The organism is Rhodanobacter sp. C01, from assembly GCF_002001045.1.
Classification (GTDB): Bacteria; Pseudomonadota; Gammaproteobacteria; order Xanthomonadales; family Rhodanobacteraceae; genus Rhodanobacter.
Window position 1 is genome coordinate 363,072 of record NZ_MUNR01000010.1, and the last position, 25,058, is coordinate 388,129.

At 63.7% G+C, this 25,058-nt stretch carries 22 protein-coding genes; 7 read left to right on the forward strand and 15 right to left on the reverse strand.

The features are described 5' to 3' along the window. Positions 1 to 3: 3 nt before the first annotated feature. On the reverse strand, positions 4 to 1,578 hold the full coding sequence (locus tag B0E50_RS08980; RefSeq protein ID WP_139350811.1) for an MBL fold metallo-hydrolase: 1,575 nt from the start codon (positions 1,576 to 1,578) through the stop codon (positions 4 to 6). Between the two features lie 158 nt (positions 1,579 to 1,736). On the opposite strand from B0E50_RS08980, the gene B0E50_RS08985 reads away from it, so the two are divergent. After that, positions 1,737 to 3,212 (forward strand): AAA family ATPase, encoded by a 1,476-nt coding sequence (locus B0E50_RS08985; RefSeq protein WP_077440836.1) that lies wholly within the window; start codon positions 1,737 to 1,739, stop codon positions 3,210 to 3,212. A gap of 45 nt (positions 3,213 to 3,257) precedes the next feature. On the opposite strand, the gene B0E50_RS08990 is transcribed toward B0E50_RS08985, so the two are convergent. Then, positions 3,258 to 3,995 (reverse strand): TetR/AcrR family transcriptional regulator, encoded by a 738-nt coding sequence (locus tag B0E50_RS08990; protein WP_077440837.1) that lies wholly within the window; start codon positions 3,993 to 3,995, stop codon positions 3,258 to 3,260. Positions 3,996 to 4,077: 82 nt separating this feature from the next. On the opposite strand from B0E50_RS08990, the gene B0E50_RS08995 reads away from it, so the two are divergent. Genes B0E50_RS08995 through B0E50_RS09010 form a run of 4 tightly spaced genes read left to right on the forward strand, consistent with a single transcriptional unit; the run spans position 4,078 to position 6,921 of the window. Next, on the forward strand, positions 4,078 to 5,613 hold the full coding sequence (locus B0E50_RS08995; protein WP_077440838.1) for an MDR family MFS transporter: 1,536 nt from the start codon (positions 4,078 to 4,080) through the stop codon (positions 5,611 to 5,613). Between the two features lie 8 nt (positions 5,614 to 5,621). Then, a complete protein-coding gene (locus B0E50_RS09000; RefSeq protein ID WP_077440839.1) occupies positions 5,622 to 6,044 on the forward strand; it encodes a VOC family protein in 423 nt (140 codons plus the stop codon). 19 nt (positions 6,045 to 6,063) lie between these two features. Then, positions 6,064 to 6,276 carry a DUF3820 family protein gene (locus B0E50_RS09005; protein WP_077440840.1) on the forward strand — a complete coding sequence of 71 codons (213 nt, stop codon included), beginning with the start codon at positions 6,064 to 6,066 and terminating at the stop codon, positions 6,274 to 6,276. 30 nt (positions 6,277 to 6,306) lie between these two features. After that, the gene (locus B0E50_RS09010; protein WP_077440841.1) at positions 6,307 to 6,921 is read left to right on the forward strand and encodes a 2OG-Fe(II) oxygenase; all 615 of its coding nucleotides are present in this window, start codon (positions 6,307 to 6,309) and stop codon (positions 6,919 to 6,921) included. Positions 6,922 to 6,997: 76 nt separating this feature from the next. On the opposite strand, the gene B0E50_RS09015 is transcribed toward B0E50_RS09010, so the two are convergent. From B0E50_RS09015 to B0E50_RS09030, 4 genes are all read right to left on the reverse strand, one after another. Further along, complete coding sequence (locus B0E50_RS09015) at positions 6,998 to 10,378, reverse strand: GH92 family glycosyl hydrolase (protein ID WP_254427226.1); 3,381 nt, start codon at positions 10,376 to 10,378, stop codon at positions 6,998 to 7,000. A 145-nt stretch (positions 10,379 to 10,523) separates the two neighbouring features. Next, entirely contained in the window at positions 10,524 to 11,531 is a 1,008-nt protein-coding gene (locus B0E50_RS09020; protein WP_077440842.1) for an alpha/beta fold hydrolase, read from the reverse strand. Continuing rightward, entirely contained in the window at positions 11,528 to 12,343 is an 816-nt protein-coding gene (locus B0E50_RS09025) for a lysophospholipid acyltransferase family protein (protein WP_077440843.1), read from the reverse strand. The genes B0E50_RS09020 and B0E50_RS09025 overlap by 4 nt, the downstream gene beginning before the upstream one ends. Before the next feature lie 41 nt (positions 12,344 to 12,384). Then, a complete protein-coding gene (locus B0E50_RS09030; RefSeq protein WP_077440844.1) occupies positions 12,385 to 12,861 on the reverse strand; it encodes an Lrp/AsnC family transcriptional regulator in 477 nt (158 codons plus the stop codon). Positions 12,862 to 13,005: 144 nt separating this feature from the next. On the opposite strand from B0E50_RS09030, the gene phhA reads away from it, so the two are divergent. Continuing rightward, the gene (gene phhA / locus B0E50_RS09035) at positions 13,006 to 13,899 is read left to right on the forward strand and encodes a phenylalanine 4-monooxygenase (RefSeq protein WP_077440845.1); all 894 of its coding nucleotides are present in this window, start codon (positions 13,006 to 13,008) and stop codon (positions 13,897 to 13,899) included. Positions 13,900 to 13,979: 80 nt separating this feature from the next. Here phhA and B0E50_RS09040 read toward each other — a convergent pair whose 3' ends face one another. The 3 genes from B0E50_RS09040 to B0E50_RS09050 are packed head-to-tail and all read right to left on the reverse strand — an operon-like array spanning position 13,980 to position 17,716. Next, positions 13,980 to 14,213 carry a hypothetical protein gene (locus B0E50_RS09040; protein WP_077440846.1) on the reverse strand — a complete coding sequence of 78 codons (234 nt, stop codon included), beginning with the start codon at positions 14,211 to 14,213 and terminating at the stop codon, positions 13,980 to 13,982. Beyond that, positions 14,210 to 15,409: a PepSY-associated TM helix domain-containing protein gene (locus B0E50_RS09045; protein WP_077440847.1), complete on the reverse strand. Its 1,200-nt coding sequence runs from the start codon at positions 15,407 to 15,409 to the stop codon at positions 14,210 to 14,212. The genes B0E50_RS09040 and B0E50_RS09045 overlap by 4 nt, the downstream gene beginning before the upstream one ends. Positions 15,410 to 15,415: 6 nt before the next feature. Continuing rightward, positions 15,416 to 17,716, reverse strand: coding sequence for a TonB-dependent siderophore receptor (locus tag B0E50_RS09050; protein ID WP_168170852.1), 2,301 nt, complete (start codon positions 17,714 to 17,716; stop codon positions 15,416 to 15,418). Between the two features lie 481 nt (positions 17,717 to 18,197). On the opposite strand from B0E50_RS09050, the gene B0E50_RS09055 reads away from it, so the two are divergent. Further along, the gene (locus B0E50_RS09055; protein ID WP_077440917.1) at positions 18,198 to 18,896 is read left to right on the forward strand and encodes an MgtC/SapB family protein; all 699 of its coding nucleotides are present in this window, start codon (positions 18,198 to 18,200) and stop codon (positions 18,894 to 18,896) included. A gap of 45 nt (positions 18,897 to 18,941) precedes the next feature. On the opposite strand, the gene B0E50_RS09060 is transcribed toward B0E50_RS09055, so the two are convergent. From B0E50_RS09060 to B0E50_RS09085, 6 genes are all read right to left on the reverse strand, one after another. Continuing rightward, on the reverse strand, positions 18,942 to 19,607 hold the full coding sequence (locus B0E50_RS09060; protein WP_077440849.1) for an SGNH/GDSL hydrolase family protein: 666 nt from the start codon (positions 19,605 to 19,607) through the stop codon (positions 18,942 to 18,944). A gap of 34 nt (positions 19,608 to 19,641) precedes the next feature. Continuing rightward, positions 19,642 to 20,328, reverse strand: coding sequence for an RES family NAD+ phosphorylase (locus B0E50_RS09065; RefSeq protein ID WP_077440850.1), 687 nt, complete (start codon positions 20,326 to 20,328; stop codon positions 19,642 to 19,644). A 97-nt stretch (positions 20,329 to 20,425) separates the two neighbouring features. Next, complete coding sequence (locus B0E50_RS09070) at positions 20,426 to 20,818, reverse strand: MbcA/ParS/Xre antitoxin family protein (RefSeq protein ID WP_077440851.1); 393 nt, start codon at positions 20,816 to 20,818, stop codon at positions 20,426 to 20,428. 83 nt (positions 20,819 to 20,901) lie between these two features. Next, positions 20,902 to 22,689, reverse strand: a complete 1,788-nt coding sequence (locus B0E50_RS09075) for a DUF885 family protein (protein WP_077440918.1) — start codon at positions 22,687 to 22,689, stop codon at positions 20,902 to 20,904. 5 nt (positions 22,690 to 22,694) lie between these two features. Further along, positions 22,695 to 24,362, reverse strand: coding sequence for a SulP family inorganic anion transporter (locus tag B0E50_RS09080; protein WP_077440852.1), 1,668 nt, complete (start codon positions 24,360 to 24,362; stop codon positions 22,695 to 22,697). Next, positions 24,359 to 24,970, reverse strand: a complete 612-nt coding sequence (locus tag B0E50_RS09085; protein WP_077440853.1) for a ParB/Srx family N-terminal domain-containing protein — start codon at positions 24,968 to 24,970, stop codon at positions 24,359 to 24,361. The genes B0E50_RS09080 and B0E50_RS09085 overlap by 4 nt, the downstream gene beginning before the upstream one ends. Between the last annotated feature and the right edge of the window lie 88 nt (positions 24,971 to 25,058).

A 25,058-nucleotide genomic window follows, 5' to 3' on the forward strand; every position in this document is an offset into this window, starting at 1 on the left:
CGGCTATTTCGTCGCCGCGTCGACCAGGCGGACCACCTCGGACCAGGGCGTCGGGCCCTCGTGCATCGCGTAGACCGTGGTTACCTCCAGATGCTCGCGCGCCACCGCCTGCACCACCTCGTGCATCAGTTCCGGATCGTAGAGTGTGTGGTCGGCATTGAGCGCCAGCGTGTCGCTGGCATACAGCAGCTTGTGCTGCGGGAAATACACCATGTACTGGCGCTCGGTGGAGGCCCCGCGCAACGGGTAAATCACCACCCGATTCGCCCCGCTGCCGATTTCCTGCCGGCCCGAGACCACATGCCATTGCGGGGCTTTGGGCGCGGCTTGCAGATGGTCCGGCTGCAAGTGATGCGGGGCCGCGACCAGCCGTTCCAGCAGCGGCTGGTTCAGGTCGAGGATGTACACCGGCAAGTCCTCGGCTACCGCCTCGCGCACGCCGGCCATATGCGGCCACGAATCGGAGCTGGACAGCACCGCCTTCACCGGCATACCGGCAAACGTGCTGCGCGCCTTGGCCAGCACGCCGGTGACGTAATGCGGCGAGATAGGCGCCTCCAGCACCAGCACGCCGTCGTCCTGCCTGATCAGGGTCGTATTCCACGCACCGCTGTACAGCTCGATGCCCGGCGCCAGCTCGACGCGGTGCTTGTCGCTGAATTCACGGTTCCAGCCCTTCGACTGCGCACTCTTCGTCGCCACCGCCGCATCCATTGCGAAGGTCTTGTCGTCCAGCGTCGCATTAAAGCTGGCATCGAGGATCTGCATCGACTGCCACGGCACGCCGTTGCGCTGCTCGATGCGATTGGTCGGCAGCACCATGCCACCCAGCAGCTTCCAGTTGTCGTAATAGACGCGCTGCTCGACGTCGCCCCAGGCAAACCAGAAATCCTGGAACGTCGCCGTGCGCTCGAACGCATCCGGCAGGTGGTTGAAGGCATTCAGCAGCACGCGCACCGGCTGCCCGTTCCAGCTGAACTCCAGCACGCTGTGCGGGGTGGAGCGCAGCCATTCGCCGCTGGCGTAATGCAGGTCAGGCGCGGCCGCCGCGGTGAGCAGCAAACGCTCCGGCCCCAGCGCCAGCGTGGCACGGGTGTCCTCCAGATCGGACAACCCGCACGGCGAGTCGCCATCCTTTCCGCGATACACGCCACCCTGGGCGGTGGCCACCAGGGTCTGCTCGATGTCTGCCTGATGCGGGTCGGACTCCGGCCATACGGCGCGGGCATGCTGCTGCAGCCGGCCCTTGTCGAAATCCACCGTGAGCTGGTCGCGCTCATAGCTGGTGATGAACGGCGCCTGCCGGTACGACTGCTCGGTAAGTGCGGTGTGCCCGATCACATCGAGTTGCACGTTGTGGATGCTCGCCAACTTGTCGCGACCGCCCATCGCGGTAAGCGCCAGGTCGAGGCAGGCACGTGCATCTAGCCGCTCGCAACCGGGCTGGCCAGCGACGCCTTCGTGGGAGCCATCCGGCCCGGGCGATGCCGACGCATGCGCTGCTGCGGTAGCGACCAGACTCAACGCCGTCAGCACGGCGACCGGGGAAATCCTGCACCAACGCTTGCGGCTGTTCATCGCTTGTCGCTCGATCAGGCCCGACGGGCGGATGCCGCAGCCTACGAGGTTTGCGCGGTGGCGCCCCATGAGGGAAGTCATGCCGTGCAGGAAGTCATGCCTCGCCGCAGGAACCACGTGATGCTCTGCTAACGTGGCGTACTTCATAGGGAGGCTGCATGAGCGAACTGCAGGATCTGACCACGCTGGTACGCGCGGCCACACCATTGCTGGTGATCGAGACGGTGGACGAACAGCGGGTGATCGAGTGCTTCCGCCACGTCATCGCGCAGGCGTTGCATCCGCTGTGGCGCTGGACGCTGACCGACGGGCTCAGCCGGCTCGACTTCGCCCAGACCGACGGCGAGGTGGCGCCGGATGCCACCGCCACGCTGGATGCGATTCGTGCGCAAGGCGAACGCGGCATCTATCTGATGTTCGATTTCCACACCCTGCTGCGCTATGCGATGAGCTTGCGACAGCTGCGCGAGATCGTGCAGCGACAACGCTCCGCCGCGCACACCATCGTGCTGGTCGGCGCCAGGGTCGAGCTGCCCGAGGAACTGGAAGCGCTGGCCCTGCGCGTGCCGCTGTCGCTGCCGGACATCAAGGAACTGGCCGGCATCCTGCGCGGCGAAGCGGTGGCCTGGCAACGCGAACAGGGCCGCAAGGTCGAAGTGGACAACGATGCCGCACGCACCATCGTGCGCAACCTGCTCGGCCTGTCCGCGCCGGATGCGCGGCGCATCGTGCGCAAGCTGATCTACAACGACGGCGCACTCAACCACGCCGACCTGCCCGAACTGATGCAGGCCAAGTTCGACCTGCTCAACCGCTCCGGCCTGCTGCATTACGAATACGCCACCGCCAGCTTCGCCGACATCGCCGGCGTCAGCCGTGTGCGTGAATGGGTACAGCGTCGCCGCACGGTATTCCTCGATCCCTCCGCCACGCCGATGCTCGATCCACCGAAGGGCGTGCTGCTGCTTGGCGTGCAGGGTTGCGGCAAGAGCTTGGCGGCGAAGGCGATCGCCGGCGGCTTCGGCGTGCCACTAGTGCGTTTGGACTTCGGCACGCTGTACAACAAATACCAAGGCGAGACCGAGAAGAACCTGCGCGAGGCACTCGGCAGCACCGAGCTGCTGGCGCCGTGCGTGCTGTGGATCGACGAAATCGAGAAAGGCCTCGCCGGTGGCGGTGATGACGGCGGCGTATCGCGCCGCGTGCTCGGCTACCTGCTGACCTGGATGGCCGAGCGCAAAGCGAAGGTCTTCGTGGTCGCCACCGCGAATGCGGTCGACGAACTGCCCGCCGAACTGCTGCGCAAGGGCCGCTTCGACGAGATCTTTTTCGTCGACTTGCCGCAGGCCTCCGTGCGCAGCGAGATCTTCGCGATGCACCTCGCCCGTCGCAAACTCGACGTCGCCGGCTTCGACCTGCCTGCACTTGCCGAAAGCAGTAAGGGTTATTCCGGTGCGGAAATCGAACAGACCATCGTCAGTGCCTTGTACGACGCGGCCGGCAACGGCATGCCGCCGGATCAGGCGACCCTGCTCCGTGCGCTGAAGCAGACGCGGCCGCTGTCGGTGCTGATGCGCGAGCAGGTGGACGCGCTACGGGCGTGGGCACAGGGACGATGCGTGGCGGCGGATTGAGTAGCGCCGGTTGAGCGACAACCCGATCAAGGACCTGATCTTCGCTCAGGGAACCTGTTTCTCAAGCTTCTTCTTGGCAGGCCGCGGCGACACCACGCCATGCATCAGCAACGCGAGCGCATGCCGCGCGATCTCCTTGGCACCCAGCTCGCGGCGCAGCGGGTCATCGCGCCACATCTTCACCGCGGTGAGGGGCAGCATGGTCAGCCCGAGCAGGGACATGAACACCAGCGAAGGTTCGAGATCCGCGTTCAAGCGTCCTTCGGCCTGCCAGCGCACGATGCACTGAAACGCGGACTTCTGGTGGGCATCGCCGAAACGTTCGCGGATCCGATCCTTGAGCAAGCTGCGTTCGCTGAGCACGCCGCGCATCCATATCGAGGCAAACCATGGATATTCCTCGGCGATGCTCATGAAGCGTTGCACCAGCTTGATGATCGCCACCGCCGGATCGTCCGCGTTGGCCTCGAACACCTCCTCGATGGATTTTCGGACCGGCAGGAAGCGCTCGTCGATCAGCACATCGAGCAACTGCTCGCGCGTCTTGAAGTAATAGTGCAGCATCGCCGGCGTCACCCCGGCTGCCTTGGCAATCGCGGCGAGCGTGGTATCGGCGATGCCTTGCTGCGCAAACAGGGTCAGGGCGGTGTCAATCAGCCGGTTGCGCTGATCGATGGCGCTGGCGCTACCGCTAGGTCGACCGGGCCGGCGCGGGGCGGCGCTGCGTTTCTTCGCTGCTTTCGATGCGCGTGCCGCCGGCTTGTCGGGATTTCGCGCTGCCATCTTGGGCTGGCCTGTTGACTGGTTGGGATACTTCCCCGTATATTAATTACCTAGTTAATTAATATCAAGACCGGGCACATCCATGAGCGCCGATATTTCCGCACCCGTCGAGGCCGCAGACACGGCTACGGCTTCGCCGCAGGCACCGACACGCGAGCACCCGCCGATCCGGCTGCTGTTCTCGGCCTTGCTGCTGGTGATGCTGCTTGCCGCGCTCGACCAGACGATCGTGTCCACCGCGTTGCCGACGATCGTCGGTGAGCTGGGTGGCCTGGAAAGTCTGTCGTGGGTTGTCACGTCCTACCTGCTGGCATCGACGATCGTGGTGCCGCTGTACGGCAAGCTGGGTGACCTGTTCGGCCGCAAGATCGTCCTGCAGGTGGCGATTGCGCTGTTCCTGCTCGGCTCGGCGCTGTGCGGGCTGGCGCAGAACATGGCCGAGCTCATCTTCATGCGCGCCCTGCAGGGCCTGGGCGGCGGCGGCCTGCTGGTGGTAACCATGGCGGCGATCGGCGATGTGATACCGCCGGCCGAGCGTGGCCGCTACCAGGGCATGTTCGGTGGCGTGTTCGGGGTGGCCACGGTGATCGGGCCGCTGATCGGCGGCTTCCTGGTCGAACACTTCTCGTGGCGCTGGATCTTCTACATCAACCTGCCGCTCGGCATCATCGCGCTGGCGGTGATCGGGGCGGTCTTCAAGCCGCACGTCGCCCACGTGAAGCACAAGATCGACTACCCGGGTGCCGCGTACCTCGCTCTGGCGCTGACCTGCATCGTGCTGTTCACGACCCAGGGCGGCACGATCCTGCCGTGGTCATCGGCGCAGCTCTGGTGCACGTTCGCATTCGGCGCGATCTCGATCGTGGGCTTCATCTACGAGGAAAGCATCGCGGCCGAACCGATCATTCCGCTCGAACTTTTCCGCGAACGCACCTTTCTGCTGAGCTGCCTGATCGGGCTGGTGATCGGCATGTCGCTGTTCGGTTCGGTGACTTTCCTGCCGCTCTACCTGCAGGTGGTCAAGGGCTCCACGCCTTCGCAGGCCGGCATGCAGCTGCTGCCGCTGATGGGCGGCGTCATGGTGAGCTCGATCATCAGCGGCCGGATCATCAGCAGGATCGGCAAATATCGTTTCTTCCCGATCGCGGGGACCGGACTGGCGTTTGTCGCGATGGCGCTGCTCAGCACACTGAAGAACTCGACGCCGGTCGAGGTGCTGTACGTGTATGTCGGCATGCTCGGCCTCGGGCTGGGCATGGTGATGCAGGTACTCATCCTCGCCGTGCAGAACAGCGTGCATTTCAAGCATATGGGCGTGGCGACCTCCGGCGCGACGCTGTTCCGCTCGATCGGCGGCTCGATCGGCGTGGCGGCGTTCGGCGCGATCTTCACCAACGGCTTGCATGCGCGGCTTGATCAGCTCATTCCCGCCGGGACCGAATTGCCCCGTACACTCGGGCCGACGACGGTTCACCAGTTGCCGCCTGTGTTGCGGGAGGATTACCTGCAGGCGTTCGGCGGATCGCTGCACATGGTCTACCTGGTGGCCGCCGGCAGCATCGTGCTGGCCTTCGCGTTGACTTGGTTCCTTGAAGATGTACCGTTGAAAAAGCGGTGACGAATCTAATGCGCAATCTTCCACCCTTCCACCTCGCCTTCCCCGTAACATCGCTGACCAACGCCCGCGCGTTCTACGGCGATCTGCTCGGCTGCCCCGAGGGCCGCTCCAGCGAAAGCTGGGTCGACTTCGATTTCCATGGTCACCAGATCGTGGCGCATCTGGCACCGGAGGAAGCCCGTGTCGTGACGGCGCACGACGTGGATGGCGACAACGTGCCGGTGCGTCACTTCGGCGTAGTGCTGTCGATGGATGCGTGGCAGGCGCTGGCCGAGCGGCTGCAAGCAGCAGGCACGCGTTTCGTGGTGGAGCCGCATATCCGCTTCAAGGGCCAGCCCGGCGAGCAGGCCACGATGTTTCTGCTCGATCCCTGCGGCAATGCGCTGGAGTTCAAGGCATTCGCGGATCGCGCGCAGTTGTTCGCGAAGTAGTACGGCAGGAGCGACAGTAATGGATACGGAAGACCTGCCGAAGCTGGTGAGCGTGCGCATGCCGTATGGCAAGTATCAGGGGCGGCTGATCGCCGATCTGCCCGGCGCGTATCTCGCGTGGTTTGCGCGCAAGGGCTTTCCGAACGGCGAGCTGGGTCGGCTGCTGGCATTGATGCTGGAGCTGGATCACAACGGGTTGTCGTCGCTGCTTGATCCGCTGCGCAAGCGTTAGCACGGCCGCGCGTGGTTACACTGGCGCCCGATGAATACCGACTCCCATGAATTCAGCAGCGTGACGAACGCGCTGGCCACCGATGGCTGGTGCATGATGGCTGATCTGCTGTCGACCGCGCAGACGCAGGCGTTGGCAGCCGAATGCCGCGTCATGCACGAGGCGCGGCAGCTGACACCGGCGCGGGTCGGTGCCGCACGCACTGCTACACCACTGCGCGGCGATAGCACGCACTGGTTTCAGGCCGGGGCGATGAGCGCGGCACAGCAGATGTTTACTGATCGCCTCGACGCGCTTCGCCTTGCACTCAACCGCGAGCTGATGCTCGGCCTGGTCGAATGCGAATCGCACTATGCGGTGTATCCGCCGGGCGCCGGTTACACGCGGCATATCGACCGCCTGCGCGACAACGATGCGCGCGTGGTGTCGGCGGTGTTCTACCTCAACGAAAACTGGCAGGACGCCGATGGCGGTGCGGTGCGGCTGTATCTGGACGGCGGTTCGCATCGCGACATCTATCCGCACGCAGGCACCCTGCTGCTGTTTCTCTCCGCGCAGTTCGAGCACGAGGTGCTGCCGGCCACGCGCGACCGCATGAGCATCGCCTGCTGGATGCGGCAGCGGACCTTCGGCGCGATCGGCTGACCCGTGTTGGAGCGCACCCTGTGCGCGATGCTTTTGCCGGCGATTGCAGAAAGAGCATCGCGCACAGGGTGCGCTCCTACAGCGTCGCTCCGAGCAATTCGATTTCAGCGAGAGCCTGCTTCGTGCTATTCGGTTCAAAACGCAGCCGGTAATACGCATAGCTGCCCGGTTCATGCACGGCAAAGGCACGTGTCTGCTGCGGCCATGCAAAACGCTCGTGTCGGCGCGCATCCAGCGTGTGCCAATGCTGGCCATCGCCGGATGCCTGCAGCTGCCAGCCCGAGGGTGCCGCGGCGCGGGCGCCAGAGGTGAGCGTGAGCATCGCGACCTCACGTGGTTGTGCGAAGTGCCAGCTGATCGTGGTCGCTACCGAGGGCAGCACGGCTTCGGTGCTGCTGTCGTTGTCGGACAGCGCCGCCAACTGCGGGATGGCTGGTGAGCTGCTGACTTCACCCCGGCCGCCATCGGTGAGATCGCGCAACGGTTGCGGCTTGCCGTGTGCGGTCAGTGACGGCGGCAACGCAGCTTCGTCGCTGCCCCACGTCGAAGGCTGCGGCCCCATCGTGAAATCCAGCGTGGCACCCTGCGCCAGCAGCGCGTGCGGCAGGATCAGCCGGTTCCACGGCTGGCCGTTGACGCGCAGGCTCTGGATATAGCGGTTGCTGTCGCTGACCGCGGGTGCATTGATCACGATGTGTTTGCCGTTCTCCAGCCGGATATCCATGTGCGGAAAATACGGCGCGCCGATCACGTAGTCGGGCGTGCCCATGCGCAGCGGATAGAAACCGGCGGCGCTGAACAGATACCAGCCGGACATCTCGCCGTTGTCCTCGTCGCCGAGATAGCCCTGGCCGATCTCGCTGCCGACGTAGAGGCGCGACAGCACGTCGCGCACCTTGTCCTGTGCCTTCCAGGGCTGCCCGGCGAGGTCGTACATGTAGATGATGTGGTGCGAGGGCTGGTTGCTGTGGCCGTACTGACCCATGCGTACCGCACGTGCCTCCAGCATCTCGTGGATCGGCTCGCCGTAGCTGCCGACGTGGAAGTTGCCCGGCATGGCAAAGAACGCATCGAGCTTGGCGGCCAGTCCTGCGCGACCGCCATACAACGCGGCGAGGCCGGCACCGTCCTGCGGGGCGTGGAAGGCCATGTTCCATGCGTCGGTTTCGGTGTAGTCCCCGCCCCAGCGGATCGGATCGAAATCCTTGGCGTCGTAGCGCCAGCGGCCGGCAGCATCGCGGCCGACGAAGAAGCCCACTGCGGGATCGAGCAGGTTGACGTAGTCGAGCGCGCGGTTGTGGAAGTACGTCGCATCGTCAGCGTAATGCTCTGCATACGGATCGTCCGCCGCGGGTCGCTGCGCCAGCGCAGCAGCCAGGTTACCGATCGCGAAGTCGTTGATATAGCCGTCCATCGACCACGACAATCCTTCATCCACGCCGGTGTCGGTGTAGCCGTTGAAGATCGAACGCTGCAGGCCCTTGCGGCCGGTGCCGGCGAGTGGACTGACCACCGTGGCGTCCTTCAGCGCGGACTGGTAGAACGAACGCACGTCGAAGTTGTGCACACCCTTCAGCCAGGCATCGCTGAACGCCACGTCGGCGCTGGTGCCGACCATCAGGTCGGCGTAGCCGGGCGACGACCAGCGCGCGATCCAGCCGCCGTCGCGATACTGCTGCACGAAGCCGTCGATCATCTCGCCGGCCTGCGTCGGCGTGAACAAGCTGTAAGCCGGCCACGCGGTACGGTAGGTATCCCAGAAGCCGTTGTTGACGTAGGGCTTGCCATCGACGATGCGCGCGCCGGTCTGCGTGTCGGTATCGCTGCCGGTCGGCACGGAGAATGGGCTGGCGTACTGGTAATGCGGCTGCGCTGCACTGCCGGTGTTCTCGTACGCCTCGTTCGGATACAGGAACAGGCGATAGAGATTGGAATACAGCGTGGTGAGTTCGTCGCGACTGGCGCCCTGTACCTGTACCGCGCCGAGCACGCTGTCCCATTGCTGCTGCGCACGCTCACTCACGCCTTCCAGCGTGTCATCAGGCGCGATCTCCAGCGCGAGATTGTGCCTGGCCTGGTCGAGGCTGATCAGCGAGGTTGCGATGCGCAGGTTCACGACTTTTTGCGTACGCGTGTCGAAGCCGAGCCATGCGGCGACATGGTCGCGACCGGCACCGGTCAGCCGGCCGCTGCGCTGCACCGGCTGATCAACCGTGCCGTAGAAGAACAGCCGCGTGGCGCCGGTGGAAAGCCGGCTTTTGACATCGGACCAGCCGCTGAAGCTGCGCCCGGCGGGGTCCAGCGCGATGCTGCCATGGTCGTTGATGTTGTCGAACAACAGTTGCGCCTGCGGCCCGGCGAAAGTGAAGCGGAACATTGCTGCGTGGTCGGTTGGCGCGATCTCGGTGACGATGCCGCTGTCGAACGCCACGCGGTAATCGTGCGCATGCGCCGTCTCGTTGGCATGGCTGAAGCTGAGCGAGCGCGCCATGCGATCGAGCAACGGCACGCCATCGGCCTGTGCCTCGGGCATCATCTGCAGGGTCTGACGATCGCCCATCCACGGACTCGGCTCGTGCGACAGCGCGAACGCCTGCAGCCGTGGCCGGTTGTCCGGGCCGTTGTGATCCTGGTACTGATACAGCCAGTTGCCGCTGGCGTCGGTCACCGGCGTCCAGAAATTGAAACCGTGCGGCACCGCCAGTGCGGGAAAGGTATTGCCGCGCGAGAAGCGGGCGTTGGCGTTGCTGCCGCGACGCGTATCGACGAAGTCGCTCGGTCCCTGACGCGCATCGGCTGGTTTGGTGCCGATGCGCAGGTCGTCCAGGTAACCCTCGAACGCAGCCGCAGGGCCATCGTGGTCGAGCACGATCTGGCGGATGCGTCGTCCCGCGGCAACGTGGCCAAGATCGATCGATACGACATTCCACTGATCCGGATACAGCGTACGGCCCTCACCCTGCCCACGTGCCGTGGCGGCGATGCGATGCTGATCCCGCGCACCATGCGTGGACAGGCGCGTGCCGTCGTCGAAAACCAGATCCACCGCGACGTAGTTGGCCGGGTTGCGCAGGTCGCCTTCGACGCGTTGGGGAAAAATCACATAGGACAGTTGCGTATCGGCCCGTATCGGCAGGTCGACATCGAACAGGCGCTGCTGCTGAGGGCCGGCCGCCGTGCCCTGGTAGTGCAGCGAATGCAGCCCCGTGAAGCCGGCGTCCGGTTTGGCATCAAGCGCAAACGCCTTGGCGGGACCGCCCGCCACCTGCGCCGCGAATGCGGCATGCGGCGCCGCCGGCAGGGGCGTGGGTTCGCCGGGTTCAAACGAGGTCTGGAACAGGCCCGGACTCGATACAGCCGGGATCTCGCCATGCGGCGCAGCTGCATGGACAGCGGCGGCTCCCATCACTGCCGCCATGCCCAGATACAGGGTGCGACGCCATGTCGAAGTCTTCATGACCGGGCCTCTGAAGCCGTCGCCAAGTCTGGCGAGCAACGGCATGGTGGCGGTTGCCGGCCTCAAGTTGACCGGAATATCCGATTTGACTCGATCTAAATTTACGCTGTCAAACCGCAGTGCGACATAAAGCCGGCTACGCGGCTCAATGTCGGTCGGCGATCGCGTTGAAGCGCGCGGCGATGTAGTCGTCGGTGAAGCTGGTCATGCCGTAGCCGCGAATGAAGCCGCAGTGGCCGCCGAAGTCGGCAATGTCGAGCTCCACGTTCGATGGCAGCTGGAGCTTCTCGAAGGCGTCGACCGGGATCACCGGGTCGTCGCGCGCGGTGAGGATGGTGGCGGGAATCTGCATCGCCAGCATGGCATCGCCGGCTACCGAATAACCGTCCAGATACTGTTGCAGTGTCTTGAAGTCGGTATGCCGCAGCACCATTGCCTCGGTCAGCCCGCGCAGGTTCTGCTTCAGCTCGGACATCTCGAAATACTGATGCTGAGGAAACGCGGCCTGCTTGGCCTGCAACGAGTGGCGCCACTTGCGCATGAAGTAGGCCTGGTAGAACCACGGCGCGGATTCCTCCAGCGAGAACAGACCCTCGCCGGGATCGATGATCGGGCACACCGCCAGCACGTAGCTCAATGGAATGCCCACGCGCGAGGTCTGCAGCGCGGCGCGCAGTGCGAAGTTGCCGCCCAGCGAGAAGCCGGCCAGCGCGATCGGGCGTGCCGGCCAGCGCTGCGCGATATCTCCCAGCGCATGCACCACTTCGTCAATGCGGCAGGAGTGGAACAGCGCCTCGTTGAGCCCGTGGCTGTCGCCGTGGTCGCGGAAATTCAGCCGGAAGATATCCCAGCCGTCGGCGAGCAGGCGGCTGCCGGTCTGCAGCACATAGGTGGAATCGACGCTGCCCTCCCAGCCGTGGAACAGCACGGCAAGACCGCGCGACTTCGGCTGGACCTTCTGCGCTGTATAGGCGCCGGTCAGACGTACGCCGCCGCCGCCATCAACCACAACTGCCTCTGCACCTTCCATCACCGTCTGCGCCGCACGCGGCAGCAGCATGCGACGTACGCCGCTGGAGGACAGCATGGTCTGGATGTGACCGCTGCGCAGCGGCCAGGGCGGACGGAAATCCTTTCCGCTCGGCAGGCTCATGCGCGCTGGATGTCCGGCACGACATCCTGCAACGCTGCGTCGATGCGCTCGCGCGACTGTTCGGCCATGCGACGGCGTGCATCCGGACTGGCCGGTACCGGCGCGAGGAAATGCACTTCGGCATCCATCGGCGCTTCACCCAGCAGACGCACGATATTGCCCATGAAACTCTCGTCTTCGCGGAAACCGGCATCAATGACGCGACGGCCACCTCGCGCAAAGCGCAGCGCCACTGGCTGCACCGGTACCTCGGCATCCAGCGCGGCCTGGAAGATGCGCGCATGGAATACCTTGAGCACGCCGTTGTAACCGGTGCCGCCTTCGGGGAATACCGCCACCGAACGGCCCTCGTGCAGCCGCTCGACCATCACCTGCATCACGGCCGACAGCGAATGGTTGCTGCCGCGGCGATGGAAGATGGTGCCGCCGTTCGCAGCGAGCCAGCCGACCAACGGCCAGCTGGCGATCTCGGCCTTGGCCACGAAACAGGCGGCACGCTGGCTGTGCAGCATCTCGATGTCGATCCACGAGGTGTGGTTGGCGACGAACAGCACCGGATCGGCCAATGGCTGGCCAATCCGTACCGAGCGCAACCCGAAGATACGCAGCAGCGCGACCGACCACCAGCGGATCATGCGGTGGGCGAACGGCTCGCGACCGTTTCGCATCACGCGGTGCCGGTTCCAGCTCATGATGAAGGCGCACAGCAGGACGCCCAGCACAATGTGCAGCAGCAGCAGCGGTACGCGCCACAGGTAACGCAGCGGGCGCAGCAGGTCGCGTTTGGGAGTCGTTGCGGTGTCGATGCTCATCAGTCGATTAGTTTAACGTCACTCGGCATGGCCACGGGTACTCAACGTTCCAGCTGGCTCAGCGGCAGCGACGGCGAACGCTTCACCGTGCGCAGCACGAAGCTGGAATTGACATCGGCCACGCCAGCGGCGTTCAACAAATGGTCGAGCAGGAAACGCGAGAAATCCTGCAAATCGGCCACATAGACATGCAGCAGGTAGTCCATGTCACCGGTCAGCGCGTGACATGCGACAACCTCATCCCAACCGTTGACGTGCTCGACGAAATGCTCGATCGCGCCGGCCTCGTGCCGGGCCAGCTGTACGCGCACGAACGCCTGCAGACCCAGGCCGACCGCCTGCGGATCGATCTGCGCGGCATAGCCGGTGATGATGCCGTCCGCTTCCAGCCGTTGCAGCCGGCGCAAACAGGCCGATGCCGACAGGCTGACCCGCTCGGCCAACTCCGCATTGGTAATGCGGCCTTCGCTTTGCAGCACCGCGAGCAGACGCAGGTCAGTACGGTCGAGTGACGTCATGTGCAATAAAACTCCATTCATGCCATATGTTGCGCAAGGATGATGCAATTAATAGCGTTGCCTTGGCAACAAAACAAGCTTCATGCGCCGGATCCCCCGTATGCTGTGAAGCGGATCACCCCTGTCACGCCGGAACCCGACACCATGGAAAACACCACGCCCCGCAAGGTCGAACATCAACAGACCGATCGCGGCTATGTGCCGGTCTACGCCACCGGCGTGGTCGAGCAGCCGTGGGCCAGTTACAGCAGGACCGACCACGAGGTATGGGACACCCTGTTCAAGCGCCAGCGCGAGATGCTGCCCGGTCGCGCGTGCAAGGAGTTCATGGCCGGCGTCGAACGCTTCGGTCTCGGCGACGGCGGCATCCCGAAATTTGCCGAGCTCAACAAGGTCCTCGGCGCCGCCACCGGCTGGGAAGTGGTCGCAGTGGAAGGCCTGCTGCCGGACGAGGTGTTCTTCGATCACCTGGCCAATCGCCGCTTCCCGGTCAGCTGGTGGATCCGCAAGCCCGACCAACTCGACTACCTCAGCGAACCGGACCTGTTCCACGACCTGTTCGGCCACGTGCCGCTACTGCTCAACCCGGTGTTCGCCGACTACATGCAGGCGTACGGCCGCGGCGGCATGAAGGCCTTCGCGATCGGCCCCGAAGCGTTGATGAACCTCACCCGCCTGTACTGGTACACGGTGGAGTTCGGCCTGATCAACACCGACGAAGGCATGCGCATCTACGGCGCCGGCATCGTCAGCTCCAAGGGCGAGTCGATCTACTCGCTGGATTCTCCGTCACCGAACCGCATCGGCTTCGGCCTCGAACGCGTGATGAGCACGCGCTACCGCATCGATACCTATCAGCAGACCTACTTCGTGATCGACAGCTTCGAGCAATTGTTCGATGCGACGCACCCCGACTTCACGCCGATCTACGCGAAGCTGCATGAATTGCCTGTGCACGCTGCCGGTGACGTGCTTGATGGTGATCGCGTGTTCACCCGCGGCACCCGCGACGGCTGGGCGACCAACGCGGATACCTGAACGTCCACCTCAAGCCATAAGGCAGCGCTTATCCACGAACCGTGATCGTCCGTATGCGTTGCACTCGGTCTTACGCGGGCTCAGCTGTCTTGAATGAATCGAGAAGCGGACGAGAACATTTTCCTTACTTTGGCCCGCTGTCGCAGGCAGGCGTACCAGAGCCCCACGACGATCGGCACGGCAAGCGTGATCCAGGCCAGCGCCTTCCAGGCCAATTGCTCGCCGAGCAAGGCCGACAACAAGCCAACGAGGCTGAGCACCGCCAGCAGAAGCGGCATGGACCAGATCTTTCGGAAATGGGATGTCTTGCTCATGGGCGAGCCTGCACGATCGCCGACGAAGGCAATTCCGCCGCCTCATGGGCCGCGACTACACGCGCCAGCCGTGCCGCCTGTGTTTGCCGCCGTGCGATCCACAAGTACAAGCCGCTGCCCAGAACCACGATCGTGATGAGGTCCAGCAGCGCCCACAGGATCTTGAGCGCCAGGCCGCCGTAGTCGCCGAAATGCAGTGGCCTGGACACTTCGAGTGCACGCAGGTACCAGGGCATGCGCACCACCGCACTCAGCGCACCGCTGCGTGCGTCCACCAACACCGGCGTGAGCAGGCGCGAGGTCAGGGTACTCTCACCCTTGGCCCAGAACAGATAGTGATACGGACTGCCAAACGGATTGCCGGGATAGACGATGCTGGTTACCGCGGTGCCCGGTACCGCACGCTGGGCCGTCTCGAACGCCGCCTGCACTGAGGGCAACGCGTCCTGTGCAGACATCGGCTCATCCTTGTAAGAGGCCAGCATGGTCTTGACGTCGGTCTGCTGCCACAACGCAAACAGCGGGGTGGACAACTCGTTGATCACGCCGGTGACGCCGACCACGAGGGTCCACGCCAACACCACGATGCCGAGCAAGTTGTGCAGGTCCAGCCATTTCAACCGGCTGGAGCGACCATGGCGTACGGTGCCGAAGTCCAGCTTCTTCATGAAAGGCCCGTACAGCACCACGCCCGACACGATGGCGATCACGAACAGCAGCGCCATCAGGCCGAGGAAAAGCTCGCCCGGCAGACCGGCGAACAGGTCGGTGTGCAGGGCAAGCATGATGTCCATGAAGGTCTTGGGTTGCTGCGACGCTGGCCTGGAAGTCTCCAGCACCTCGGCAGTGCGGGCGTCGAAGCGGATGAAATGCATGGAGTCGATATCGGCCTTCATCGTCGCGAATGAAGGCACCATCCACACATAGACCTGTGGCTCCTCGTCGTCGGCAAACATCGAGGCAATCACCTGGTCGGGATACATTCGGCGACTGATCGTCGCCAGGCGGTCGTAGCTCGCCCGCGCCGTATCTTTCGGCAGCGTCACATAGTCATGCGGCTCCAGCCAACGATCGATCTCCTCGTGGAAGATCAGCGGCAGGCCAGTCAGACAGATCAGCAGCAGAAAGGCTGTGCATACCAGACTCGTCCACTTGTGGACGAGGTACCAGCGTTTGAGCGAGTGGGAAGCGATCATCGCGCTTTACCAGTCGTAGCTGGCGCTGAGATATATCGTGCGGCGCACACCGAAATTGCAGGAGGTGCTGCTGGTGCATGCGGCGACGTAGGACTTGTCCAGCAGATTGGCGAGGTTGAGTCGCAACTTGAGGCCACGCAATGCCGGATTGGCCATGCCCAGGTCGTAGTGAAGCGCAGCGTCGAGCAGGGTGAACGCCGGCACCTTGAACGAGTTGACGTCATCACCGTATGACGAGCCGATGTAACGCACACCGCCAGAGAAGCCCAGTCCTTGCAGAGCCGTATCGTGCAAGGTGTAGTCAGCCCACAGCGAGGCGCTCTGGCGCGGTACCGCGTATTGGTAATTGCCTTGCACCGGCGCCGTGACAGCGTTGTAGCCGGTGTCGAACGCGGGCGTCTTGGTATAGCGCGAATCGGTGTAGGCGTAGCTGGCGATCAGATTCAGGTCATCGGTAAGGCTGGTGCGACTGGACAGCTCCACGCCACGCGAACGGATTTCGCCCACCTGGGTCACGAAGCCCGGGTTTTGCGGATCTGCCTCCGGCACATTCTGTTCGGTGAGGTTGTAGACCGCCATGGTGATCAGGCTATTGGAACCAGCCGGCTGATATTTGAGGCCTGCCTCGTACTGCTGGCCTGAGGTCGGTAGTGCCGCTGTGCCACTGGTGGTGAGCGAACCAAACTGCGGCTGGAACGAAGTGGAGTAGCTGAAATAAGGCGCCAGGCCGTTATCGAACAGGTAAACTAGGCCGGTACGCCAGGTGAATTTGTGATCGGGCTGGCTGGGAATGACCATGCTGGGCGTGTTGCTGGTCTGGTCTTCCTTGGTCCAGTCCTGACGCACGCCGAGCAGGAAGCGCCAGCGATCCAGGCTGATCTGGTCCTGCAGATAGACGCCCATTTGTGTGGCGTGGTTGTCTTCCGCACTGAAGCTTGCGGGCTCGGGACCCTGGATCGGCACGCCGTAGACGGGATGGAAGATGTTGATCGAGGGCACGTCGCTGCTGCCCCAAGACCAGTTCTCGTTGTAGCGCGAGTATTGCGCACCCACGAGTACGGCGTTCTTGAGCGCGCCCAGGTCGAATTCGGTCTTGAACCGGTTGTCGAGCAGGAGCGAACGCGAACTCATGTGTCGGACGAAGGCGTAGCGATCGAGCGTGGCGCCATCCGCTTCCAACCCGTCCGGCCAGATCATGTTGGCTTCGTTGCGGTTGTCGGTGAAGCGCGCGTTCTGCTCGAACGTCCAGCTGTCGTTCAAACGGTGCTCGAACTGATAGCCGACCATGCCCAGTCGCTGCACGGCCTTGTTGAAGTTGGGGTCGCCGGAACTGAAGTCGGAGGACACCTTGCCCAATGGGCTGTACAGCACGGTACCCACCGCCGGCACACTCGAGTAGTCGCCCATGGCGGGGCTATACGTGAAGTTGCTGAGCAGGGTGAGGCTCGTGTTCTCGTTCGGGCGCCAGGTGATCGCCGGCGCGATGTCGTAGCGCTTGTGTTCGATCCAGTCGGTCTGCGTGTCTTGGGTGAGGCCGACACCGGTCAACCGGTACAGCCACTTTCCATCCTGGTCGAGCGGCCCGCCGAAATCGAAGCCCATCTGGTTGCGGTCGTAGTTGCCGATGCCGAAGGTGACCTCGTGCAGTGGTGTGTCGACCGGCTGCTTGCTGACCACATTGACGACACCGCCTGGGCTGGCTTGACCATACAACACCGAGGCCGGGCCGCTCAGTACTTCCACGCTTTGGTAGAAATACGGGTCGACCATGGCGTTGCTGCTGGTGTCGTCCTGCAAGCCATCCAGATACACGCCGGGTGTGAATCCGCGCAGTTGCAAACTACTTGAGCCCCAGAAGTTGGAAACGGTTCCCCGGGTTTCCGCGACGATGCCGGGCGAATAACGCACGGCTTCGTTGAGGCTTTGTGGCTGTTGATCGTCCAGCTGCTGGCGCGTCACCACCGAGATCGACTGCGGCGTTTCGATGATCGGCGTATCCGTCTTGGTGCCCGCCACGCCGGCACTCGCCACATATCCCACCGTGCTGGCCTGCCCCAGCACGGTCACGCTGGCCAGCGTCTTGGCATTCAAGTCCCCGGATGCACCTGAGGATGCAGCGAAGATCATGAAGCGGTTATCCGCCTCCGCGATCGTCTGCAAGCCGCTGTCAGCGAGCAGAGTCTTCAATCCCTCCTGGGTCGTGTAGTTGCCATGCAGGCCTGAGCTGGTCTTGTCCGCCACCAGCCGCTTGTCGTAGTCGAGTGAAATGCCTGCCTCATGGATGAAGCGTCCGAGGGCCTCGCGCATGGATCCGGCCGGAATCGAGTAAATGTGCGAAGCGGATGGCGTTACAGCCATCACGGCCGCTGCCGGGTAGGCGGTAACCACGGCAGTTGCCGCGCAGATGGCCCACAGCATAGATCTGCCAAGCCCGGTTTGCCGCCATTCGTGCGGTACCCGTTGGAGGTGCTGACGGTTGCCGACCATGGATTTCCCTTTTGATTGTAAATGCGAATCATTATTATTATCGCAAATTCGTTCGAAAGGAAGCCCACATCAAGCGGTGCTCCATGGTCACTGGCGACAAGCTCCCTCAGGGCATTTCCTGGCTGGAACAACAGCGGATCGTTCGCACTCACTTCACTCGCCATCGAGCAAATGATGGAAAGGTGCTGTCAGGTCGTTGTCGTCATCTTCCAGCCGATAGCAGGAAAATCTCGCCAGGTGCATTCCCGTCTCGCGGCGCGCCTGCCATGGCTGTTCTTCTTTGATAACCGGGAGTGTGGACGTGATCAGTACTGTCGATGTGGTGATGCGCCTACTCACGGCGGCCGTGCTTGGTGCCGTGATCGGAGTGAACCGGGGACGCCTTGAGTGGGCGGCAGGCTTGCGCACGCACATGCTGGTCAGCGTGGGTGCCGCGCTGGCCGTCATCGTCTCGGCCTACGGTTTTCAGCATGCGCTGACGTACGACCATGTGGTACTCGATCCTTCACGCATCGCCGCGCAGGTCATCAGCGGGATCGGCTTTCTCGGCGCAGGCACGATCCTGTTCCTGCAGAAGGAACAGGTCATCAAGGGCCTGACCACTGCCGCCGGACTCTGGGCTGTGGCCGCCGTCGGCTTGGCCGCTGGAACCGGTCTGTATATCCCAGCTGTCGCGGCCACCACCATCCTGTGGGTGATTCTTGCGTTGCTCAAGCCACTCGAAAGGCGCTTTGTCAGGCCACGTCGCCAGTACACCTCGCTACTGATCGAACTCAGCACCGGTTCGGCCCTGTCGGCCGTCGAGCGCGTGCTCGACAACTTCCACGCGCCGGTTCGATACATGCTCCTGCGGCGCCAGCAGGACGGCCATGACAGCCTGGACGTACGCTTCGCGACGGCGATCGCCCTCAGCAAGCTCACCGAAATTGTCGATGCGTGCCGGGCCATCGAGGGCGCCGGCGCGATCACTATCGCGACGCCGGGTCGAAGTCGCGATTGATGTTGCCATGCTCGACGCTCGTTTGCGGCGAGCGAGCGCAGCGGCTCAGCGTGGCACAGCATCCACCCAAGGCTTGATGATGCTGATCCACAATAGATAGCCCTTGCGGTTCATGTGCAAGCCGTCCGCGCCGAACAGCTCGGGCTGTGGTCGACCGTCCTTGCCGAGAAGCGGTGTAAAGGCATCGAGATAAGTTACGCCCTTCTGTGTCGCGGCATACGCACGGACCAGTGCATTCGCCCGGCGAATCTTGGGCAGCAATACCGCGCGTGCCACGCTGGGTTTGATCGCAATGAAGGCGATCGGCACGCCGGGATCGACTGCGCGCGCCTTGCGCACGAAGGCGGCGAAATCATCGCGCACCTGTTCCGGAGTGCTGCCTTCTTGCAGGTCGTTGTCGCCGGCATACATGACGATGGCGCGTGCGTGGTACGGCGCCACGATGCGATCGGCGAAGAACGTCGAGTCGCTGATCACGGAACCGCCGAAGCCGCGATTGATGACGCTCAGTTCCGGGAAATCCGCCGCCAACGATTTCCAGTGCTCGATCGACGAGCTGCCGATGAACAGGATGGAGCCCGCGGCCGGCGGATGCGCCCGGTCGGTCGCCTCGAACGCTGCGATGGCCGGATTCCATTGTGCGTGGTCGTTGTCGCGGGCATGTGCCAGCAGCGGCAGCAATGCGAACAGCAGGATGATCAGTCGCTTCATCGTTCCACCTCGATTTCTGGGGCAAGCCCTGAGGTTAGCGCGGACGAGCGAGTTCGGACACCTTGAGCACCATCGCGATGCGCTGTCCGTTCCAGCGATAGATCATGTGCTCGGATTGCACGCACGGCGCCACCAGGTCCGGATAGAAAACGGCTACGCATTCGCCCGCATGGCGGGCGCTGTTGTAGACGATCCCGTTGGAGCCCACCTGACGCAGTTGTTTTGCCAACGCCACGCTGGCGACATAGCTGTGCGGGTCATGCACTTCGGGCCAGCCATCACGCACGTCGTGGACTTTGCCGGCAATGCTTGTGCGGTAGCAGCGCATCTCGATGTCGCACGCCGGTTCGTCAGTAGCGGCTAGAAACTGCTCGCGGTGGTACACGGTTTCCTCCACCGCGGTGGCCACGCTGTGCGCGGCATAGAACACACCCCACGTGCCGTCGGAGAAACGACTGCCTTCCGGATTGATATGGGTGAACGCCGCCATCACCGGTGTCGAACCCGGTCCGCTGATGCGATGCTCCTTCGGCACCAGGTTGAGTGCTCCAGCCTCCTCACGCAGGCGCGGATTGGTCAGCGCCTCGATCGCGAATGCCGCATCGAGATCGGACGGATCGGCGATGCGGTCATACACGCCCACCGGCGGAAAACGGCTGGGTACGATGCGGTACGCCTGGCTCCAGCGGATGCGTTTGACCGGTGGCAGTTCGGTTGGCATCAAGACTCCGTGATGTGCTCTCTTCCCTGCCTGCAGGGGAGGAACAAAGCCTGCGGCATTCCGGTCTCGCCCACCGCGACAAGACACACAACTTCACTCAACCGCGTTGTGCATCCAGATACTGGCGCACCACATACAGGTCGGCCACGTTGCCCGACAACATGCGCTCCAGTGCGGAATGGCCGCCGAACAGCGGCGCCTGATTCGGCTTGTGCAGCCACGCGTCGGCCTGTGCCGGATCGGGAAACAGGATCTGCAGCGATTTCCAGATGCCGAGCAGATAGCTGATCCGCTCGATCGTGTCGCGAGCGAGTGCCGCATCGCGTTGGCGCTTCCATTTGTAGAACGTCGATTCCGGCGGATCGCCAAGCAGCTTGCGCTGGTCAGCCATGCGCAACTTCCAGTGTTCGGCCAGACGGAAGAACGCGCGCAACGCGGGGCCACCGAGATCGCCGGTGGGAGTGGTTTCAGGCAGCGATTGAGCCAGCATGCGAAACTCTCCATATGAAGCTCGAGTAAATCTTACTTCATATGAAGAGTTTGATCAATTCTTGACCACATCCGCGCCTGTGCTCAGGGCCCGGGCGAGGTCGCCTTGCCATCCTTCGCGCAGTCGCAGCTGTACTCCGGTTCCGGACCACCCTCGGCGATGAAGCGGTCGATGCGCTGCTCCAGCACCGGCAGCGGCACCGAGCCGGTGGATAGCACGGTGTCGTGGAAATGGCGCAGGTCGAATTTCGATCCCAGTGCCTTCTCCGCCTTGGCGCGCAGGTCGAGGATCTTCAGGTAGCCCAGTTCGTACGACAGCGCCTGGCCCGGCCAACTGATGTAGCGGTCCACCTCGTTGGCGATCTCGCGTGCGGACAGTGCCGTGTTGACGGTCAGGTAATCGATGGCCTGCTGGCGAGTCCAGCCCAGATGGTGGATGCCGGTGTCGACCACCAGTCGGCAGGCGCGCCACATCTGGTAGGTGAGGAAGCCGAACTTCTGGTACGGCGTCTGGTAAATGCCCATCTCGTTGCCGAGATATTCCGAGTACAGGCCCCAGCCTTCGCCGTAGGCGGAGATGTAGCCGTTGCGACGGAATGCGGGCTGGTCGTGACTCTCGTCCGCCAGCTCCAGTTGCAGCGAGTGCCCGGGATAGGATTCGTGCAAGGTCAGCGCAGGCATGTTGTAGAGGCCGCGCGACGGCAGGTCGTAGGTGTTGACCAGATAGACGTCCGGACCACCGCGACCGGAGGTGTAGTACGGTGCAATGGCATCAGGCACCGGCTCGATGGTGAAGCGCTCGCGCGGCAGATGGCCGAAGAACTTCGACATCTGGCCATCCACTTCCTTGGCCACCCATGCGCTCTTGTCGAGCAGCTCCTGTGGCGTCTTCGCGTAGAACTGCGGGTCGCTGCGCAGGAACTGCAGGAACTCGGCGAAGCTGCCCTTGAAGCCCGAGTCCTGCATCACCTGCAGCATCTGCGCGTGGATCTTCGCGACCTGGTCCAGACCGATCTGGTGGATCGCATCGGGACTCAGGTCCAGCGTGGTGTACTCGTGGATCTGCTGGCGATAGAACGCCTTGCCATCCGGCATCGCCTCGGCGGCCAGCGTGGTACGCGCCTGCGGTACGTACTCGCTGCGGAAGAAGATCAGCAGCTTCGCATAGGCGGGAATCACGACATCGCGAACGCGCTGCAGCGCCTGGCCCTGCAGCGCTTGCGCCTGATCTGCCGGAATCGATGCCGGCAGCTGCTTGAACGGTGCGTAGAAGCTGCTCTGGGTCGGATCCTTCAGCTCGGCCACGGCGGCGATCGACACGTCTCGCCCCTTCAGCACTTCACGCGGCACGCTGAAGCCACGCTTGAGGCCGGCACGCATGTTGTCGATCTGCTGGTCGAAATAGGCGGGGATCTGGTCGAGGCGATCGAGGTACTTGCGGTAATCGTCGACGGTGCGCAGCTTGTCGCCGCCCAGGTCATAGTCGATGTCGGACCAGAACGCCGAGTCGCTGTTGAACGGCATCTGCCAGTTCATGAATTTCTGGTCGGCGACGAAGTTGCCGATCTGCTCGCGGTACACCGCGTAATTGACCTGGTTGGCCGGCGACAGCTGCGCCACGTCGATGCCGTCGAGCTGCTTGAGCACATGCTGCCAGTAATCAAGCCGCTGCTGCTGGCTGGCCGCGTCGACATCGTCGAGCCGACCATTGTTCGGCTGCGACTCGCCCGAGGCGCTGACCCCGGCGTGGCCGGTGCGCCAGGCCCATTCGGCGCTGTAGACCTGCTTGAAATGCGCATCGACATCCTGCGCAGCCCATGCCGGAGCAGCCAGAACAAAAGCGCCCAGTGCCAGCCATTGCATGCCCATCATGATCTTCACTGCTGAGATGTCCCCGTCGGTGGCGGTGCGTGAACGACCGCCTTGGCGGCATCTTCCACGCTCCAGAAGTCGAGCGCCTGTGGCATAAGCTGGGGCAAGGCGGCCCGCAGCAGCAACGCACGCACGGCGTCCTTCAATCTTGCCACGCGCAGCGCGATGCCACGAGCGCCAAGCCACGCGGCGAAATCCGCCAGCGCCTCCAGTGCGGTGCTGTCCAGATCGGGCGACTCCTCCAGGCTGAGCACCACGGTGTGGCTGTCGGGATGGCTTTCCACCTGCTGCCGTGCCAGTGCCAGCACCGATTCGGCATTGGCGAAAAACAGCGGTTCCTCCGGTCGCAGGATCAGCAGGCCGTTGAGCGGCTGCGCACTCGGGTGCTCCTCGATGTCGACAAAATCATGGCTGCCGGCCAGCTGGCCGAGCACGCTGAGGCGTGGCGTGGCGAGCTGGCGCAACAGCATCACCAGGCTGAAGGCGATCGCCACCAGCAGACCGTTGAGGATGCCCAGCGCCAGCACTGCCAATACGGCCGCGAGCGCCACCAGCCGATCGCGCTTCCATTGCAGATAGGGTTTGAACACCGACAGACGCCACGACTTGCTCACCGCATGGATCACGATCGCCGCCAGCACCGGCTCGGGAATGCGTTCGATCCAGCGCAGCAGCAGCAACACCATCAACAGAATCGCCGCCGCCGCGACCAGCCCGGCCAGTCGCGAGCGCGCACCGGCCGCCTCGTTCGCCGAAGTGCCGGAATAACCGGCGCCAAGCGGCATACCGTGCAACAGTCCCGACAGCGCATTGGCGATGCCGATCACCAGCAGGTCGCGGTTCGCCTCGACCGGATCGCCGTGCTTCAGCGCAAACGCGCGGATTGCTCCGTATGACTCCGCATAAAGCACCAGCAGCAGGGCCGCGGCCAGCTCGATGCTGGGCAGCCACTGACTGCTCGTCGGCCACGTCGGCAGCGCCCAGTCCGGCGTGAGATTGATCGCGCCGGTCAGGGTCACACCACGCTGCGCCAACCAGCCGGAAGCCGCGACACCAAGCACGATCACCAGCAGGCTGCCTGGAAGGCGCCGCACCCGCTCACAGAGAAACAGCAACAGCAACGCAACGACACCGGCACCCATCGTGGCCGGCTGGATCTGGCCGATGGATTTGACCAGGGTGGTGAGCAACAGCGGCACGAAATCGCCGTGCAGGCCCGGCAAACCTAACAGGTTCGGGACCTGCTTCAGCGCGATCACGCAGGCCAGGCCGAAGGTGAAACCGCGCAGCACCGGCCGCGCGATCAAGTGCGACAGACCGCCGAGACGCGCCGCGCCGGCAATCAGGAAACAGCCGCCAGTAAGCAGCACCAGGGTGGCTGCCACTGCGGCGCGTGAAACCGCATCCGGGCCGGCCAGTGCCAGCGTGCCGGCCGCCAGCACCGCCGCCGAGGACGAAGTGGCCGAGACGATCGCGTAACGGCTGCGACCCAGCAAGCCATAGCAGACCAGACCGACGAACAGCGCGATCACACCGGCTTGCGGCGGCAATCCGGCGATGCCCGAATACGCCACCGCCTCGGGCAGCAACAGGCCGGCGATCGACAACCCGGCCAGTACATCCACGCCGATGGTGGAACCCGGCGCGGAAGCAGGTGCCGGGTTGGCGTTCATTCGATCGTCCCGCTCCAACCTGGCAGATACGCCGTGTCATGGCTGTGTGCGAACAGGAGTGCCTGCTGCAGTGCCTTCGCCGTGACCTTGCCACCCGGCAGCTTCAGGTTGCGGCGATAGAAATCAGCCCACAGGAATTCCGCAAACGGTATCGCGTCCTTGGCGCAACCGCCGGCCATGCGTACCCGTGCGGCGAGCGTACGGTAGGGATCGTCGGCCATCTCGGTGAGGCTGGTTGGAATCGCGTCGTAATCGGTGCGGTTGCCATGCTGGTCATACGGATGCGCCCAGCGGTTGAACTCCATCGTATGCCAGAACACCGGCGGCTCCAGCCAGGAGAAATCGCGCTGGATCATCACCGGCACACTCTTCACACCCTCCTCCAGCAAGGCGAGGCCGAGATGGTGGTGATCGACGATGTAGACGCGGTGCTTCGGACCCAGCACGCCGGGGAAGCAATGCGATGCAAGCAGCTCCTGGCGCTTCTTCTTGCCGAGCTTTTCCCAACCCGCGCGCTTGGCCGCCACCTCGGCCTTGCCCACGGTCAACTGGGTCGGCCGCAGCTTGGCCGGAGCAATCGTCAGCAACGGATGGCGCACACCTGACATGGCACGACTCCCAAGGACGGATACAGTGCTGCCGAGCGTACCCGAGCCAGCACAATGATGGCGTCATGGGCTACGCGAAATTTCCTGC